The 14,865-nt window shown below is 70.9% G+C and carries 13 protein-coding genes; 5 read left to right on the forward strand and 8 right to left on the reverse strand.

What is annotated here, in order from left to right; translation table 11 throughout:
• The 5 genes from trxA to HG543_RS23790 form a co-directional block, all read right to left on the reverse strand.
• Complete coding sequence (trxA, locus tag HG543_RS23770) at window positions 1-381, reverse strand: thioredoxin (RefSeq protein WP_169347130.1); 381 nt, start codon at window positions 379-381, stop codon at window positions 1-3.
• Window positions 382-399: 18 nt separating this feature from the next.
• Window positions 400-723, reverse strand: coding sequence for an FKBP-type peptidyl-prolyl cis-trans isomerase (locus tag HG543_RS23775; RefSeq protein ID WP_169347131.1), 324 nt, complete (start codon window positions 721-723; stop codon window positions 400-402).
• 162 nt (window positions 724-885) lie between these two features.
• Complete coding sequence (locus tag HG543_RS23780) at window positions 886-1,989, reverse strand: hypothetical protein (protein ID WP_169347132.1); 1,104 nt, start codon at window positions 1,987-1,989, stop codon at window positions 886-888.
• Between the two features lie 148 nt (window positions 1,990-2,137).
• On the reverse strand, window positions 2,138-4,030 hold the full coding sequence (nadE, locus tag HG543_RS23785; RefSeq protein WP_169347133.1) for an NAD(+) synthase: 1,893 nt from the start codon (window positions 4,028-4,030) through the stop codon (window positions 2,138-2,140).
• Between the two features lie 128 nt (window positions 4,031-4,158).
• Window positions 4,159-4,815 carry an LON peptidase substrate-binding domain-containing protein gene (locus tag HG543_RS23790; RefSeq protein ID WP_169347134.1) on the reverse strand — a complete coding sequence of 219 codons (657 nt, stop codon included), beginning with the start codon at window positions 4,813-4,815 and terminating at the stop codon, window positions 4,159-4,161.
• Between the two features lie 117 nt (window positions 4,816-4,932).
• Between HG543_RS23790 and pdxR the strand changes: the two genes are divergently transcribed.
• Window positions 4,933-6,378, forward strand: a complete 1,446-nt coding sequence (gene pdxR / locus HG543_RS23795) for a MocR-like pyridoxine biosynthesis transcription factor PdxR (protein WP_443096575.1) — start codon at window positions 4,933-4,935, stop codon at window positions 6,376-6,378.
• Window positions 6,379-6,495: 117 nt separating this feature from the next.
• Here pdxR and HG543_RS23800 read toward each other — a convergent pair whose 3' ends face one another.
• Window positions 6,496-8,730: a M4 family metallopeptidase gene (locus tag HG543_RS23800; RefSeq protein WP_169347135.1), complete on the reverse strand. Its 2,235-nt coding sequence runs from the start codon at window positions 8,728-8,730 to the stop codon at window positions 6,496-6,498.
• A gap of 206 nt (window positions 8,731-8,936) precedes the next feature.
• On the opposite strand from HG543_RS23800, the gene HG543_RS23805 reads away from it, so the two are divergent.
• From HG543_RS23805 to HG543_RS23815, 3 genes are read left to right on the forward strand one after another with little or no spacing between them, the layout of a single operon-like run.
• The gene (locus HG543_RS23805; protein ID WP_169347136.1) at window positions 8,937-9,926 is read left to right on the forward strand and encodes an alpha/beta hydrolase family protein; all 990 of its coding nucleotides are present in this window, start codon (window positions 8,937-8,939) and stop codon (window positions 9,924-9,926) included.
• 11 nt (window positions 9,927-9,937) lie between these two features.
• Entirely contained in the window at window positions 9,938-10,231 is a 294-nt protein-coding gene (locus HG543_RS23810; RefSeq protein ID WP_169347137.1) for a hypothetical protein, read from the forward strand.
• A 13-nt stretch (window positions 10,232-10,244) separates the two neighbouring features.
• Window positions 10,245-10,832 carry an SMI1/KNR4 family protein gene (locus HG543_RS23815; protein WP_169347138.1) on the forward strand — a complete coding sequence of 196 codons (588 nt, stop codon included), beginning with the start codon at window positions 10,245-10,247 and terminating at the stop codon, window positions 10,830-10,832.
• A 9-nt stretch (window positions 10,833-10,841) separates the two neighbouring features.
• Here HG543_RS23815 and HG543_RS23820 read toward each other — a convergent pair whose 3' ends face one another.
• On the reverse strand, window positions 10,842-11,846 hold the full coding sequence (locus tag HG543_RS23820) for a quinone oxidoreductase family protein (protein ID WP_169347139.1): 1,005 nt from the start codon (window positions 11,844-11,846) through the stop codon (window positions 10,842-10,844).
• A gap of 111 nt (window positions 11,847-11,957) precedes the next feature.
• Here HG543_RS23820 and HG543_RS23825 point away from each other — a divergent pair, with 111 nt between their 5' ends.
• Window positions 11,958-12,866 carry an AraC family transcriptional regulator gene (locus HG543_RS23825; RefSeq protein WP_169347140.1) on the forward strand — a complete coding sequence of 303 codons (909 nt, stop codon included), beginning with the start codon at window positions 11,958-11,960 and terminating at the stop codon, window positions 12,864-12,866.
• A gap of 15 nt (window positions 12,867-12,881) precedes the next feature.
• Here the strand turns inward: HG543_RS23825 and HG543_RS23830 are convergent.
• Window positions 12,882-14,865: ATP-binding protein (locus tag HG543_RS23830; protein ID WP_169347141.1), on the reverse strand; the 1,984-nt coding region annotated here is incomplete at its 5' end.

Genomic DNA, 14,865 nt, shown 5'->3' on the forward strand with positions numbered 1-14,865 from the left:
TCAGGCCTGGGGCGGCTCGCTGGCGCGGCGCTGCGCGACTTCCTTCTTCACCTGCTCCATGTCCAGGGCGCGCACCTGCTTGACCAGGTCCTCCAGCGCCGCCGCGGGCAGCGCTCCGGCCTGCTCGAACAGGAGGATGCCGTCCCGGAAGACCATCAGCGTCGGGATGGAGCGAATCTCGAACGCGCCGGACAGCTCCGGCTGCGCGTCCGTATCAATCTTCCCGAAGACGATGTCCGCGTGCTTGTTGGACGCCGCCTCGAAGGTGGGCGCGAAAGCGCGGCACGGACCGCACCACGCCGCCCACCAGTCCAGGATGACGATGCCTTCCTTGGACACCGTCTCCTTGAAGTTGTCCTTCGTGATTTCCACCGCCGCCATGTCGCTCCTCGCTTTCCTCTAGCGGACTTCCAGCAGCTCCACCTCGAACAGGAGGGTGGAGTTGGGGGGGATGACGGGCGGGAAGCCCCGGGCGCCGTAGCCCATCTCCGGGGGGATGGTGAGCTTGCGCACACCGCCCACCTTCATGCCGGCGACACCCTTGTCCCAGCCTTCAATGACCTGGCCCGCGCCGAGCCGGAAGGTGAAGCCCTGGCCCCGGTCACGGCTGCTGTCGAACTTGGAGCCGCTGGTCAGCGTCCCCACGTAGTGCACGGTGACGGACTTGCCGGCCGTCGCCTCCGCGCCGGTGCCCACCTTCACGTCTTCCACCTTCAGGCTCATTCACCTCTCCTCAGTCGGGACTTCCGCTGGAATGGAACACCTTAACGCGCCTGTCCCGCCCGCGCCGCACCGGAAAAACACGACGGCGCGGAGCCCGTCCGCTACCGGGCACCGCGCCGCCGCCTCAACCCGACTTCCGAGCATGCCTCGCGCAAGGCGGTCTTAGAACGTACCGCCGACGCTCAGGGTGCCCTGGTAGCTGCCGCCCTCGTTGAAGTCGCCGCCGCCCTCCTCGATGCCGGTAGCGAACTCCTTGTCGAAGAGGAAGTTGTAGTTGGCGCGCGCGTCCACGGTGAAGTTACCGACGTGGCCGCGGAAGCCCACGCCCGCCGGCACGCTGCCCACGGTGTCGTCGGTGTAGCCGAGCGACTCACCACCGCGGAAGTTGTAGTCGTTGATGCCGATGCCGCCGAGCACGTACGGGTGCCAGGGGGTGGAGAACAGGCCCAGCGTCACCACCGCGCTGCCGCCGTTGCGGATGAGGTCCGGGCCGTCCACCGCGCCGCCAGCGACGGGGAGGTCGATGTTGTTGAGCGCGCCGCTGTAGCCCAGCTCGAGGCCGAGCACCGTGGAAGGCTTCAGGGACGCGCGCACACCCGCCGTGGCGCCGGGGTTGATCCGCGGCGCCAGCTCACCGGTGTAGCCCTCCACGCCGCCGCCGACCAGCAGGGTCAGGCCGCGCGTGTCGTTCTTGTCCTTCTCCTCGATCTCCAGCGGCTCGATGGGCTCCGCGGCCTCCGCCGTGGGGCGGAAGTCGGACGGAGGCGGCGTGGCGATGCCGCTCCCACCGGTGGCGTCATCCTGGGGCAGCGCCTGCGACTGCGGCTCCTGGCTCAGGTCCGGAGCGGGAGCAGGAGCGGGAGCGGGAGCGGGCATGATGCCGCTGCCGCCCGTGCCCTGGTTCACCGGCTCGCAGCGCAGGAGGACCTCACCCTGTCCCTGCTGGCCGCTGCCGCCGATGCCCGGCTCCTGGACGCCCATGCTCGGGTCCTGTCCCACGTCTCCGCTGCCACCGACTCCCTCCTCGAGCAGCGGGTCCTGCGCGGCGCCGGTGGAGCCGGGCACGGGCTCGGTCTCGATGATGACGTCCTCCTCCTGCTGCACGTCGTCCATCGGCATCTCGCCCTGCGGTGCCTGGGCCATCATCGTGCCCTGCACGGGCGTGTCCTTCGATGCCTGGGAAGGCGGGCAATCCCCCTCAGCCGCCATGGCCGCCGTGCCGTACATGAGCGCCGCGACGGCGCCCGCCAGAATCTTCGCTTTCATCCAACCCTCCATCGTCGAGTGGCTGACATGAAGGTTGTTTGCGAAAGCACATCCGGCAAGGCGCTCCCCCTCTCAGATCACCTGCCGGTGTGGCCGCCCGAGCACCGGGCGGCCAGGCGTGGAGAAGAGGCAACACGGCTTGCGCGCGCTACGTGTCGCGCATCCACTCGGTGCCGGTGACGACGGGCAGCTGCAGCGCGCGCTCGCGGTCCAGGTCCAGGTTTCCGATGTGCAGCGACAGCGGGGACTGAACCCATTTGTAGATGGACTGCTGGAACAGGCGGACGAACTTCTCCACGTAGCCGCTCAGCCGGGGCGCCTCCACCTCCGGGAACATGGCGGTGAGGGCCTGGAGCATCTCGGCCGGCGTGAGCTTCTCGCCCGCATGCAGATAGAAGCACGCGTCGAGCACGGGGAAGGGCATCAGCTCCTCCTCCCCCACCTGGTTGTGCGCCAGCTCCGGGCCGGCGGGCTTGGCCAGCACCTTGCGGATGCCCTCGGAGCCCGTCTTCTCCTGGAGGTAGTCGAGCAGGTACATCACCACCGTCTTCGGGACGTTGGCGATGACGGCCAGCGCGCCCATGAGGTCGCCGCCAATGGTGGTGTAACCCACCGACTTCTCGCTCATGTTGCCCGTCTGGAGGAACAGGCCGCCGCAGGAATTGCTCCAGTTCCACATGCGCTGCGCGCGCAGGCGGGCCTGGATGTTCTGCTCTGTAATCGGCGTGACGGGCTTGTCCCCCAGCATCTTCTGGGCGATGGCGCGCTCGCGCTCGAAGGCCTCGTCGATGGAGACAATCTGGAAGGGAACGCCCAGCTCGCGGGTGATGGTCTCCGCGGCGTCGCTGGTGGCGTCGCTGGAATAACGGCTGGGCATGTAGAAGGCGCGGATGAGCGAGCCCGGGTCCTCGGGCCGCGCCTTCTTCGCGTAGCGGTGGGCGATGAGGAGCGTCAGGAGCGAGTCACGGCCGCCGGACAGGGCGATGCCCAGCACCTTGAAGGCGCGCGTCTTCTCGAAATAATCCCCCACGCCCAGGGCGAGCGCGTCGAGGATGTCCTCGCAGAGCGCCTCCCGGGCGGGCCGGCGCTGGTCGGGGCCGGGCAGGAAGAAGCTGCGGTGCGCGGGCACCGGGTAGGCCAGGGACTCGCGGCGGGTGTGCACCGCCTGGGTGCAGTCCAGCACGGGGACGCGCTGGCCCCCCTCCGACAGCCAGGACTCGCGGTCCACGCGCCAGGTGGTGGCCTCGCCGCGCAGGCGCAGGGTGCGGTCCAGGTCCACCACCGCCGTGGAGTAGCCTTCCTGGAAGCGCGGCGTCTCCATGACGTGGCGGCCGTTCTGGTTGAGGAAGCCGCCGCCGTCGAAGATGAGGCCGTCGTTGCTGCCCACCGCGTTGCAGTAGGCGATGGTGCACTGGTGGTCCGCCGCGCGCGTGGCGATGAGCTCGCGCCGCGTGTCCACGAACCCCAGCCGGAAGGGAGAGGCGGACAGGTTCACCACCAGCTCCGCGCCGGAATACGTGCGCCGCCGCATGGGGCCTTCCGGGCTCCAGATGTCCTCGCACACCTCCGGGGCCACCACGCCGAAGTCGAACTGGAAGAGGTAGTCGCCCAGCGGCACGCCGCGGTGGGTCTCCGCCATTCCCGGGTAGCCGCGGCCGAACGTGCGCGTCTCGTAGAAGACGCTATAGGTGGGCAGCTTCTCCTTGGGCACGAGCCCGAGCACCCGGCCGCCCGCCACCACCGCCGCGCAGTTGAGGCGCAGGCCCTGCTGGGCGATGCTCACACCCAGGATGAAGACGGTGGGCAGCGAGGCCGTCTCGCGCGCGAAGCGCTCCAGCTCCGGCCACTGCCGCTCGATGAAGCCCTGCCACTGCACCATGTCCTCGGCCGGGTAGCCGGCGATGACCTGCTCCTGGAAGACGCCGAGCGTCACGCCTTCCGCCGCCATCTTCCTCGCCTGGGCGAGCACCCTGTCCGTGTTGCGGATGAAGGCGCCCACGGTGGTGTTGACACTGGCAAGCCCGAGCTTCACGAGCCGCATGGTTGTTCCAGTCCCCTTCCCGCCAGGACGGCCGGGAAGAGTCCCAGGTCCGGCGTCATGTGGGCACAGCAATGCCCGGCCCGCCGCGCAAGGCAAGCGCTACCGCCACCCAGGGCCCGTGGCCCCCTTCAGTTCATGGGCCCGGAGGGCCGCACGGGCTGGAGGCGGGCGATGAGCTCGCCCACGTCCTCCAGCACCCCCTCGAGCCGACGCTTGATGTCCAGCTCGCCCAGCAGCTCCTGCCGCCGGTCCGGCTCCGGGACGATGGCCGAGGCCACCACGTCCGCCAGCATGCCGCCCGTGGCGCGGGCCGCCACCGGCAGGAGGTTCTCCGCGAAGGAGGGCGGCACGCGGCCGGCCAGCTCGAACACGGCCTGCCGGAGCTGCTCCTCCTCCGGGCCCTGGTAGGGCAGGTCCGGCAGCATCTCCGCGGAGACCTCCCGGTAGAGCTTGTCGTTCGACAGCTCGCTGACCAGGCGGACGCGGGACACGCCCTGGAGGAGGATGTTGTAGCGCCCCTCCTCCACCTGCTCGTCCCAGATGATGATGCCCGCGCACATCATGGGCTGCATGGGAGGCCGGCCCTCGTAGCGCCCCTCCCAGCCGGGCTCGAGCTGCCCCAGCGCCATGACCCGGTCCCCCGCGAGCGCGTCGCGGACCAGGGCCCGGTAACGCGGCTCGAAGATGTGCAGGGGAATGACGGTATGCGGGAAGAGCACCGCCGACGGGAGTGGGAAGACCTTCAGCGCGCTGGCAGCGCGCTCGACGCGTTCTTGAGCGGTCATGGCGGGCACCCTGTGTTGATAAGCCCAACAGCCCCAGGACGCATTCCAAACATGCGGCCAGCCGAGCGTTCCTGAACGCTCACGGATGACCAAACCCCTGGATTCAGGGGCCATTCCATGGTTCCGGGCCGCATGGACCTGCACGTGAATCTCGAGAACCGGCGCGACCTCGCCGGGCAGATATACCGGGAGCTTCGCGCGGCCATCCTCGACGGCCGCCTGCGGCGCGGTGAGCGGGTGCCCCCCACGCGCGAGCTGGCCGAGCGCCTGTCGGTGTCTCGCAACACGGTGAGCGTGGCCTACGCGTGGCTCACCGCGGAGGGCCTGCTGTCGGGCCGCGTGCGCGCCGGCAGCTTCGTGCAGGGCGAGCCCCGGGAACGGGGCCCCGCCCGCGCCAGCACGGGGGTGAAGCTGCGCGCGCGCTCCGTCTGGAGCACCCTGCCCGACCCGCGCTCGTCCGTGGACCCCGCGCCGTACGACTTCCGCGTCGGCATCCCGGACGGGCAGCTGTTCCCCTTCGAGACGTGGCGCCGGCTCGTGGCGCGCCAGCTCCGGGCGGCGGCGCTGCCGGCGGGCTACCCCGAGGCCAGCGGCCACCCCGCGCTGCGCGAGGCGATTGCCCGCCATGTCGGCGTGGCCCGGGGCGTGCGCGCGGAGGCGGGGGACGTCCTCGTCACGCATGGCGCGCAGCAGGCGCTGGACCTCATCGGCCGGGTGCTGTTGGAGCCGGGGGACTGCGTCGCGGTGGAGGAACCCGGATACCCGCCGGCGCGGATGCTGTTCCAGTCCCTGGGCGCGCGCGTCGTCCCCGTGCCCGTGGACGCCGAGGGGCTCGACGTGGCGGCGCTCCCGGACGAGGCGCGCCTCGTCTACGTCACGCCCTCGCACCAGTTCCCCCTCGGCATGGCCATGTCCCCGGCGCGGCGGACGGCGCTGCTGGACTGGGCGAGGCAGCGGGACGCGGTGGTCATCGAGGATGACTACGACAGCGAGTTCCGCTTCGGCGGCCGGCCGCTGGAGACGCTGCACGGCCTGGACCGCTCCGGCCGCGTCATCTACGTGGGCTCGTTCTCGAAGGTCATGCTGCCCGCGCTGCGGCTGGGGTTCCTCGTGGCGCCCCCGTCGCTCCAGCGCGAGCTGCGGCTGGCCAAGTACGTGTCGGACTGGCACAGCCAGCTTCCGGCGCAGGCCGCGCTCGCGCGCTTCATCGACGAGGGGCTGCTGGCGCGGCACATCCGCAAGATGCGGCGCGAGTACGAGCACCGGCACGAGCGCATCCTGGAGCGGCTCACGCGCCACTTCGGCGACTGGCTCCAGCCCCTGCCGTCCAGCGCGGGCCTGCACCTGAGCGCGGCCTTCCGCACGGGCGGCCGGCGGCTGGAGCAGGACGTGGTGGAGCGGGCTCGGAAGGCCGGCGTCGGGGTCGCCCCGCTCTCGCGCTACCACGCGGGCACGCCCGCGCGGCCCGGGCTGGTGCTCGGCTATGGCTCGCTGCCGGTGGCCCGTATCGACGAGGGACTGCGGCGCCTTCGCGCCTGTGTCGCGGCGGCGGCCGGGGACTGAGCGCGCGCGCCCGCGAGAAAAGAAGACGCCCCGGCCACCCTCTCGGGCGACCGGGGCGTTTCCACGAGTCCGTCAGGAGCGGCCGGGCCGGGCCGCCTCCGTCGGGACTCCGTCAGCTCAGTTGAACGTCACGACGAGGGAGGCGTTCTCGAAGCCGCCCTTCGCGCCGAACACCTGGATGTAGAACTTGCCCGCCTGGACGTTGTTCAGGTTGCAGTTCTCGGTGCTGTGCTCGTTCACGCCACGGCAGTCGTAGGTGAAGAAGTTGGGGGCCGCGGCGCGCTGGACGTAGAGGTCCGCGTTACCCGTGCCGCCACGCACGCGGACGTGGACGTTGCGCAGCCCCTCGGGGTTGCTGGTGTGCTCGGGAATCTGGACCGTGAACACCTGCGACGAGCCCGCCGCGCCGGAGATGCCGGTGACTTCCACGCCCGGCTCCACGGGGACGTAGCCACCCTTCCACGTCACGACCAGCGACACGCCGGAGTAGGCGCTGAAGCCGTTGAGCATCACGTACCAGGTGCCGTGGCTCGGCGTGGGGAACGAGCAGGTCTCGTTGTTGCCACCGGAGTACGGACGGCAGTCGTACTGGGTGGTGGTGGGGGCGTTGTTGAAGCGGACGTGCATGTCCGCGTCACCCGTGCCGCCGGACATGGTGAACTTCAGGTCCGTGGCGCCCTCCGGCACCTGCACGGAGAAGTACTGCTTCGAGCCGCGCGTGCCGGACAGGTTCGTGGCCGGGGTGTCCTTCGGCAGCGGCGTGTTGGGCGGCGGAGGCACCGGCACTCCCACGCCGACGGCCTTCCAGGCGTTGCTCACCGAGGCGATGGTCGCCGCGTCGTAGCCCAGCTGCGCCGCCGCCTGCTCGGTGGCGACCTTCGACTGCTCGAAGGTGGAGGACGGCAGGAGGATGTCGGCGTTGGCCTTGTACCAGATGCGCGCGGCCTTCTCGATGCCGATGCCCGCGACGACCTGGGTCGTCTTGCCGCGCGGGTGCGTGCCACCCTGCGACAGCAGGTAGAACGCCAGGTTCGGGATGCCGGAGCTGTAGTGCACGTCCACGCCGGACGAGTAGTCCGGGAAGTAGTCCAGCGAGACGCCGTCGAGCGTCGGGCTGTGCATGTAGCGGAGCGCGTCGTTCGGGACGTTCGGCGTCCACACGTCGTCGCCAATCAGCCAGTGACGGGCCGACACATCACCCGCGCCGTCGCCGTACCACTCGCAGACCGCGCCGAAGATGTCCGACATGGACTCGTTCATGCCGCCGGACTCACCCGAGTAGATGAGGTCCGACTCGTTGTCCGTCACGGCGTGGGTCAGCTCGTGCGCCGTCACGTCCAGCGAGTTGGCCAGGTTGGTGGCGGTGACGTTGTCGCCGTCGCCGTACACCATCTGGGTGCCGTTCCAGAAGGCGTTCACGTAGTTGACGCGGTGGTGCACGGTGCTGATGAGCAGCCCGCCCGCGTTGTCGATGGAGTCGCGACCGAACAGGTTCTGGTAGCAGTTGTAGACGGTGCCCAGGTGGTCGTAGTTGGTGTTGACCACGGGGTCGGCCACGGGAGCCTGGCCCTCGGTGCGGACGATGGGGCCCGGCAGGGTGCTCAGGTTCTTGCCGTCATGCATGCGGCGGTTGAGCGCCTCATGGATGGTCGGGATGCGGACCTGCACGTCGCCGTTGCGCGCGTCGACCAGGACGATGTCGCGCACGGGGGTACCGTCCGCCTTCTCGCCGGTCTGGATGACCTGGTACATCAGGCGCAGCTCGTCGCCGTCACGCCAGTAGACCAGGCCCGCCTCCGGAGCCTCGATCCAGCTTTCGAACGCCTCGCGGTCCCTGTCCACCGCGGCCAGCGCGGCCTCGGGGGCGATGGTGGCCTTCTCCGCGGACACCTTCAGGTCGCTGCGGACGTTGGTGTTCGCCGCGAAGACCTTGCCGTCACGCGCGTGCAGCCGCATCTCGCCGCCGTACACGGGGATGCCCTGGTGGCTGACGGCGAAGCGGTAGTGGGTGTCGCCCTGCTTGTCCTGGTACGACTTCGTCAGCGCCAGGTTGGCCGGCTCCAGGCGCAGCAGCGGCGCCACGTTGGAGACCACCGGCGCCAGCTGCGCGGCCTGCAGCGACTCCGGCGCCGCGGCATCCGCCACGGGCAGCACGCCCAGCTCGCCGCTGACGAAGGTGGGAGCGCCAGCATTGTCCCGGTCGAGGACAGACGCGCCATTCTCCAGGTTCTGGGCCTGGTCCCCCGTCTCCGGGGCCTTCGAGTCGGACGCCGGGGCGGACTCGTTGCACGCACCTACGATGAACGACAGCGCCGCGACTCCCAGCGCACCGAACATTCTTCTCTGCATCATGCTCCCCCTGGGGAAATACGTTCTGGGCGGATACTGCGGGAATCAGCGTCTCACGGTTTTTACATAGCTCTCAAGTACCCACGAGATTTTCCCGTATTGCTGCACCTCCTGCCTACCCAGGGAGCTGGGAGCTCCTGATTTCTCAGACGAAAACGGTGACAGGGAGGTGGGACGGAGTCGCGAGTGGGGTGACGTAGGATGCGCGCGTGGAAGCCTGGGAACCTCGCAGCGCGCATGTGGTGGACGTCCTCTTCGCGGGGCTGGCCCGCCGTGCCCGGCTGTTCGCCGCGGGCTGGGGAGACGAGCCCTTCCTGGCGAACGTGGCGGTGGGGACTGCGTTCCTCGCGGAGCCGGCGCGCATCACTCCCGAGTGGGGCGCGCCGGTGTCGCGCCGGGGAAGCGTGGTGCGGGACGGAACGTTCGCCTCGCCGCTGCCGATGCTGGCTCCGGCCGCGAGCACGGCGCATGTGCGTTGGCTGGGTGCCGGAAGTCCGCGGGGGCGCTCGGCATGCGTGGTGCTCGCCGCGTCGCGGGAGGAAGGCTTCGCCCTTCGCGAGCGGCTGTACGCGCCGCTGGTGCGAGAGGGCGTCGACCTGTTCCTGCTGGAGAATCCGTACTACGGCCTGCGCCGGCCGCTGGGGCAGCGGGGCGGAGCGCTGCGCACGGTGAGCGACCACGTGCTGATGAACCTGGGCATGGTGGAGGAGGCGCGCGCGCTGCTCGCGTGGCTGCGGAGCGAGGGCTACGCGCGGCTGGGCATCGCGGGGTACAGCATGGGTGGGTACATGGCGGCGCTGGCGGCGGTGCTCTTCCCGGAGCCCCTCGCGGTGGCGGCGCTGGCGGCGGGCGCGTCACCCGTGCCGGTGTTCACCCGGGGGCTGCTGTCGTGGTCCATCCGCTTCGAGGAACTGGACGGCTCGCGGCGGGACGCGGAGCGGGCGCGTGAGCGGCTGGGGCACATCTTCGACCTGGCGAACCTGATGAAGTTCCCTCCGCCCCGTCAGCCCGGCGCGGCCATCCTCCTGGCCTGCCGGAAGGACGGCTTCGTGCCGGGGGCGGAGACGCGCGCGCTGCACGCGCACTGGACGGGGAGCGAGCTGCGCTGGGTGAACGCCGGGCACGTCTCCGCCATCCTCACCGAGCGGGCGGCGCTGCGTGCCGCCGTCCGTGATTCGCTCGCACGCGTGCAACCCTGAGGCGCATCGACATGGCTCCCTTTCTCGGCCCGACCCGCGCGGAGGTACTCGCGACTCTGCATGGCCCCGGCGCGGAGAAGCGGCTCCCGCTCACCGTGGGACGCAACACCCCGGCGGCCATCATCTCCGTGCGGGACAGGCGATGGATGCTCCGCCTGCTGGTCCTCGACGAGGCCGACGTCGAGCGTCGCTATCAGGAGTCCCTGGCGCGAGGAGACGGCTGGATGCCGGAGATGCAGTGGGGAAGCCTGAAGGAAGGCGCTCCGCTGCTGGAGGCGGATTCACGCTGGGCCCATGGTCCGTAAAGGAGTTCGCGTCGTGCCTGCAGCCATCGAAGCCATCGAAGCCTTGAAGGAGCGCCTCGGTCGCGAGAAGGACCTTCCCGTCCAGTCGGTGCGCCTGACGCCCGTGGAGGCGGCGGAACTCGAGAAGCTGGAGCGCGCCCTGGGCAGCATGCTCCCAGCGTCGTACCTCCAGTTCATCGCCCGCCACGGCCTCCTGTCGGTGACGGACTGGCGGGGCCAGGAGCGCGCCCGGATGCTGAGCCCCTCCGAGGTGATGGAGGGGCACGAGTACCAGAAGGACTTCATCGAGGAGGACGCGTTCGGCGACGAGGAGGAGGACCTGGAGGCCGCCCGCCGGGAGGCGCAGGTCCGGAAGCGGCTCGTCCCCTTCCAGTACATCTCCTCCCGCGCCGTGAGCGACTTCTACTGCTTCGACACGGAGCTGCGCCGCGACACCGGGCCGCTCATCCTGCAGGTGTTCCACGACGACTTCGAGCTCGCGCCGTGGCTGCTGGACGCGTCTCCCGACGTCTCCTTCTGCACCTTTGACTTCGACGAGCACCTGGGCTGGGTGCTTCGCGAGTGCCTGGAAGAGGGTGCGTGGGGCCGGCAGGAGAAGTGACGTTGGCCCTCAAGTCCCGCCGTGTGCCGCCTCGCCGGGGAGGATGACCACCTTGCCGGAGGTCTTCCGCTGCTCCAGCGCGCGGTGTGCCTCCGGCAGCTCGTGCAGTCCGAAGGTCCGCTCCACCACGACCTCGAGCGTCCCAGCCATCACGCGCTCGAAGACCTCGCGCAGGACCTCGGCCTGGACCTCGGGCGGCAGCGCGGGGAAGGAGAAGCCGACGAAGCGCTGGTTCTGGAAGAGCAATTGGGTGACCTGCTCGGCGCGCAGGGACGTGCCGAACATGCTGTCCACGCCGAAGACGACGAGCCGTCCCTGGGGGGCCAGCGCCCGGAGGCTCTGTCCGAGCGCGTCGCCTCCGTCCCGCTCGAAGACCACGTCCGCGCCGCGCCCGTCCGTGGCCTCGCGCACCCGCTCGGGCCAGTCCGGGCGCGTGTAGTCGAGGACGACGTCCGCGCCCAGCCGCCGCGCGAGCGCCCGCTTCTCCTCCGTGCTGGCCCCGGCGATGACACGTCCCGCGCCCAGCGCCTTCGCGAGCTGCACCATGAACGAGCCGACGCCACCGGCCGCAGCGGGGATGAACACCGCCTCACCCTTCTTCAACTGCCCGGCGACACGCAAACCGGCGAGCGCGGCCGGTGCCTGGCTCAGCAGGGCCACCGCCTTCTCGAAGGGGAGCGCATCGGGAATGGGCGTCACGAGCGCGGCCGGAGCCACCGCCAGCTCCGCGAAGGTGCCCTGCCCCGGCAGCATCGCCACCACGCGCGCCCCGGGCTTCAGGTGCGTCACCTCCTGGCCTACCTCGCGGACCACGCCCGCGGCCTCGAAACCCGGAACGAATGGCGGGGGCGGAGCGCCCGGGAGGCGGCCCGCACGCAGCGGGAGCTCCGAGTAGTTCAGTCCGGCGGCGTGGACCTGGATGAGCACGTCGCCAGCACCGGGAACCGGCGGGGTGACGTCCTCGAGCCGAAGCTCCTCGGGGCCGCCGAAGCGCAGCAGTCGCATGGCCTTCATGTCTGTCTCCCTGGGGGGATGGAGTGTCGCGGCGGAAGGTAGTCGCGAGCGTTGGCGCTCTCACTGGCCGGCCGTCCGCATTCATGGTCCATTCGTCCTGGAGGAAGGCGCATGGACGTCCTGGCCGAAACGCTGCGCGGCATCCACATGCGGAGCACGGTGCACAGCCGGCTGGAGCTGTCCGCGCCCTGGGGCCTGCGCGTCGAGGCGCGAGACCGCCCCTCGTTCCACGTGGTGGTTCGTGGCGGCTGCCTGCTCGAAACCGGCGGTACGCATCACACGCTCGCGCAAGGCGACTTCGTCTTCATCCTCGGCAGGGTGTCCTACGTCTTCAGGGACAGCGAGAAGACGCGGCCCCTCCCGGCCAGTGAAATCTACGGACGCTGCGGCAGCACCGTCCGCCATGGGGGAGGAGGCGCGGCCACGACGCTCCTCTGCGGCGGCTTCGACTTCGATGGCACCCCGCTGAGCCCGCTCATCGCGAGCCTGCCTCCCATCCTCCACGTGAAGGGGGACGGCGGCGTCGGTTCGCGGTGGCTGGAGTCCACCATGCAGCTCGTGGTCTCGGAGCTGGAGGCCGCGCGCCCGGGCCATGAGACGATGACGAGCCGGCTGGGAGACGTGCTGCTCGTCCAGGCCCTGCGGGAGCACGTGGCCGCCCTTCCCGCCGGCCAGGGCGGCTGGCTGGCGGCGCTGGTGGACCCTCGGCTCGGCCCCGCGCTCCAGCGCATCCACGAGCGGCCGGAGATGGCGTGGACCGTGGAGGGGCTCGCGCGCGCCGCGGGCATGTCGCGCTCGGTGTTCGCGGCGCGCTTCAAGTCACTCGTGGGCGAGGGGCCACTGACGTACGTGACGCGCTGGCGCATGCACCGGGCCATGCAGTTGATGGGCACCGGCACGCGCTCGACGAGCGAGGTGGCGCAAGCCGTGGGCTACGAGACGGACAGCGCCTTCGTGAAGGCCTTCAAGCGCCACGTGGGCGAGACACCGGGCACCTGGAAGCGCCGCCTCACGGGCTGAAGCGGGCGACCGTACTCAGTGCCGAGAACCTCCCGCAACCGCGGCGATGGGCTCCTGCTCGTCCAGCGCGGGCCCGTCCGCCAGCGCCTCGTCCACGGTGGACATCAGCAACTCCGGACGCACGGGCTTCTCCAGCACGCGGTTGGCCACCGAGTCCATGAAGGCCCGCGACTCCGCCGTGTAGGCCCCGCCGGAGATGAACACCACGCGCTCGGCCTGTCCCGGCGCCATCGCGCACAGACGGCGATACACGGTGGCGCCGTCCGTCTCCGGCATCTGCAAGTCACACAGGATGATGTCGAAGCGGTGCCCCGCCGCCACCAGGGCCAGCGCCTCGCTGCCACGCGTGGTGGTGACGATGTCGTGGTAGGGCTCCAGGAGCAGCCGCATGGACTGCGCCAGCCTCGGCTCGTCGTCCACCACGAGCACCCGGGCGCGCCGGCTCCGGGAGGCGGGCAGCGGCTCGCGCGCCACGGGCCGCACCACCGGGCTCACCTGCTGCACCACCGGCGCGGCGGGCAGCAGCACGCTGAAGACGGAGCCATGACCCGGCTCGCTGCGCACCTCCAGCTCGCCCCCATGCGCGCGGACGATCTGCTGGCAGATGGCGAGCCCCAGCCCGGTGCCCTCGCCCTGGGACTTGGTGGTGAAGAACGGCTCGAAGATGCGGGGCAGCACGTGCGCGGGGATGCCGGCGCCCGTGTCCACCACGTCCACGCGCGCCCGGCCGGACGCGTCCGTGCTGGTGCGCACGCGCACCTCGTTCAGCGTGGGGCTGCCTTCGGGAATGGCCTGCAGCGCGTTCACCAGCAGGTTGAGCAGCACCTGCCCCAGCCGCGCCTCGCTGCCCAGCACGCGCGGCACCGGCCCGAACTCCTCCACCACGCGCGCGCGGTGGCGCAGCGCATGGCTGACGATGCGCACGGCCGGAGGCACGAGCGCGTTGAGGTCCACCTGTCCACGCTCCTGGTCACCCTGGCGGCTGAACACCTGGAGGTCCCTCACGATGAGGCGGATGCGCTCGGCGCCTTCCAGCGCGCCCCTCACGCCGGAGAGCGCGTCCCGCACGCCGGCGAGACTCCCGTCGGTGAGGCTCCGGGAGGCGGCCTCCAGGTTCAGCACCAGGTAGGCGAGCGGGTTGTTGATTTCGTGTCCCACGCCGGCCGCCAGCGTGCCCACGGCGGCCACGCGCTCGGCGGCCACCAGCCGGGCCTGCAGCTCCTTGGTGGCGGTGATGTCGCGGTGGGTGGCCACGTAGTGGGTGATGTCGTCACCGGTGGCGCGCACCGGGGACAGGAGCAGCTCGCTCCAGACGGTGCCACCGTCCTTGTGGCGCAGCGGCACCTCCGCGCGCAGGGGCTCGCCGGCCAGCAGCACCTGCCGCGAGCGCTCGCGCAGCTCCGGCGTCAGGTCGCCGTAGAACGACGCGGGGTCCTGTCCCACCAGCTCCTCCAGGCGGCGGCCCAGCAGCCGGCACAGGGCCTCGTTGGCGAACACGGCGCGCAGCGTGCCCGGGCCGGTCACCTCCGTGATGAGGACGCCGTCGTGGACGCCGCGCACGGTGGTGGCCATCAGCTGGAGCTTCTCCACCGCCTGGCGGCGCTCGTCGCTCGCCGCCGCCAGCAGCATGCCGGTGACGGAGGTTACGGCGATGAAGAGCTGGAGCACCAGCAGGTCGTCCGTGAGCATCCCCGTGGAGAAGGGCCCCTGCCCGTACGCCGTGCCGGCGATGGCGGCGGTGGTGATGGCCAGCGTGGTGGCCGCCGCGCCCCGCGCGCCGAAGCGCAGCGCCGCCCAGGCCGACATGGGGAACAGCAGGAAGGTCGCCGCGTGCTTCGCGGTCAGCGACACCTTGGGGAGGAAGAAGATGGCCGCGACCAGCACGGTGGTGAGGCCCGCCAGCAGCAGCGCCTCGCTCCACCGCCGCGGCCGCGTCGGCTTCCGCAGGCACAGCAGTGGCGGCGCCACCACCAGCACGCCCATCAAATCTCCCACCCAC

This window comes from Pyxidicoccus fallax, assembly GCF_012933655.1.
In the GTDB taxonomy this organism is placed as follows: Bacteria; Myxococcota; Myxococcia; order Myxococcales; family Myxococcaceae; genus Myxococcus; species Myxococcus fallax.

Bases quoted from the DNA above. Each gene is read 5' to 3' on its own strand.
- trxA (WP_169347130.1), bottom strand. From the start codon at position 381: ATGGCGGCGGTGGAAATCACGAAGGACAACTTCAAGGAGACGGTGTCC.
- HG543_RS23775 (WP_169347131.1), bottom strand. From the start codon at position 723: ATGAGCCTGAAGGTGGAAGACGTGAAGGTGGGCACCGGCGCGGAGGCG.
- HG543_RS23780 (WP_169347132.1), bottom strand. From the start codon at position 1,989: ATGAAAGCGAAGATTCTGGCGGGCGCCGTCGCGGCGCTCATGTACGGC.
- nadE (WP_169347133.1), bottom strand. From the start codon at position 4,030: ATGCGGCTCGTGAAGCTCGGGCTTGCCAGTGTCAACACCACCGTGGGC.
- HG543_RS23790 (WP_169347134.1), bottom strand. From the start codon at position 4,815: ATGACCGCTCAAGAACGCGTCGAGCGCGCTGCCAGCGCGCTGAAGGTC.
- pdxR (WP_443096575.1), top strand. From the start codon at position 4,933: ATGGTTCCGGGCCGCATGGACCTGCACGTGAATCTCGAGAACCGGCGC.
- HG543_RS23800 (WP_169347135.1), bottom strand. From the start codon at position 8,730: ATGATGCAGAGAAGAATGTTCGGTGCGCTGGGAGTCGCGGCGCTGTCG.
- HG543_RS23810 (WP_169347137.1), top strand. From the start codon at position 9,938: ATGGCTCCCTTTCTCGGCCCGACCCGCGCGGAGGTACTCGCGACTCTG.
- HG543_RS23820 (WP_169347139.1), bottom strand. From the start codon at position 11,846: ATGAAGGCCATGCGACTGCTGCGCTTCGGCGGCCCCGAGGAGCTTCGG.
- HG543_RS23825 (WP_169347140.1), top strand. From the start codon at position 11,958: ATGGACGTCCTGGCCGAAACGCTGCGCGGCATCCACATGCGGAGCACG.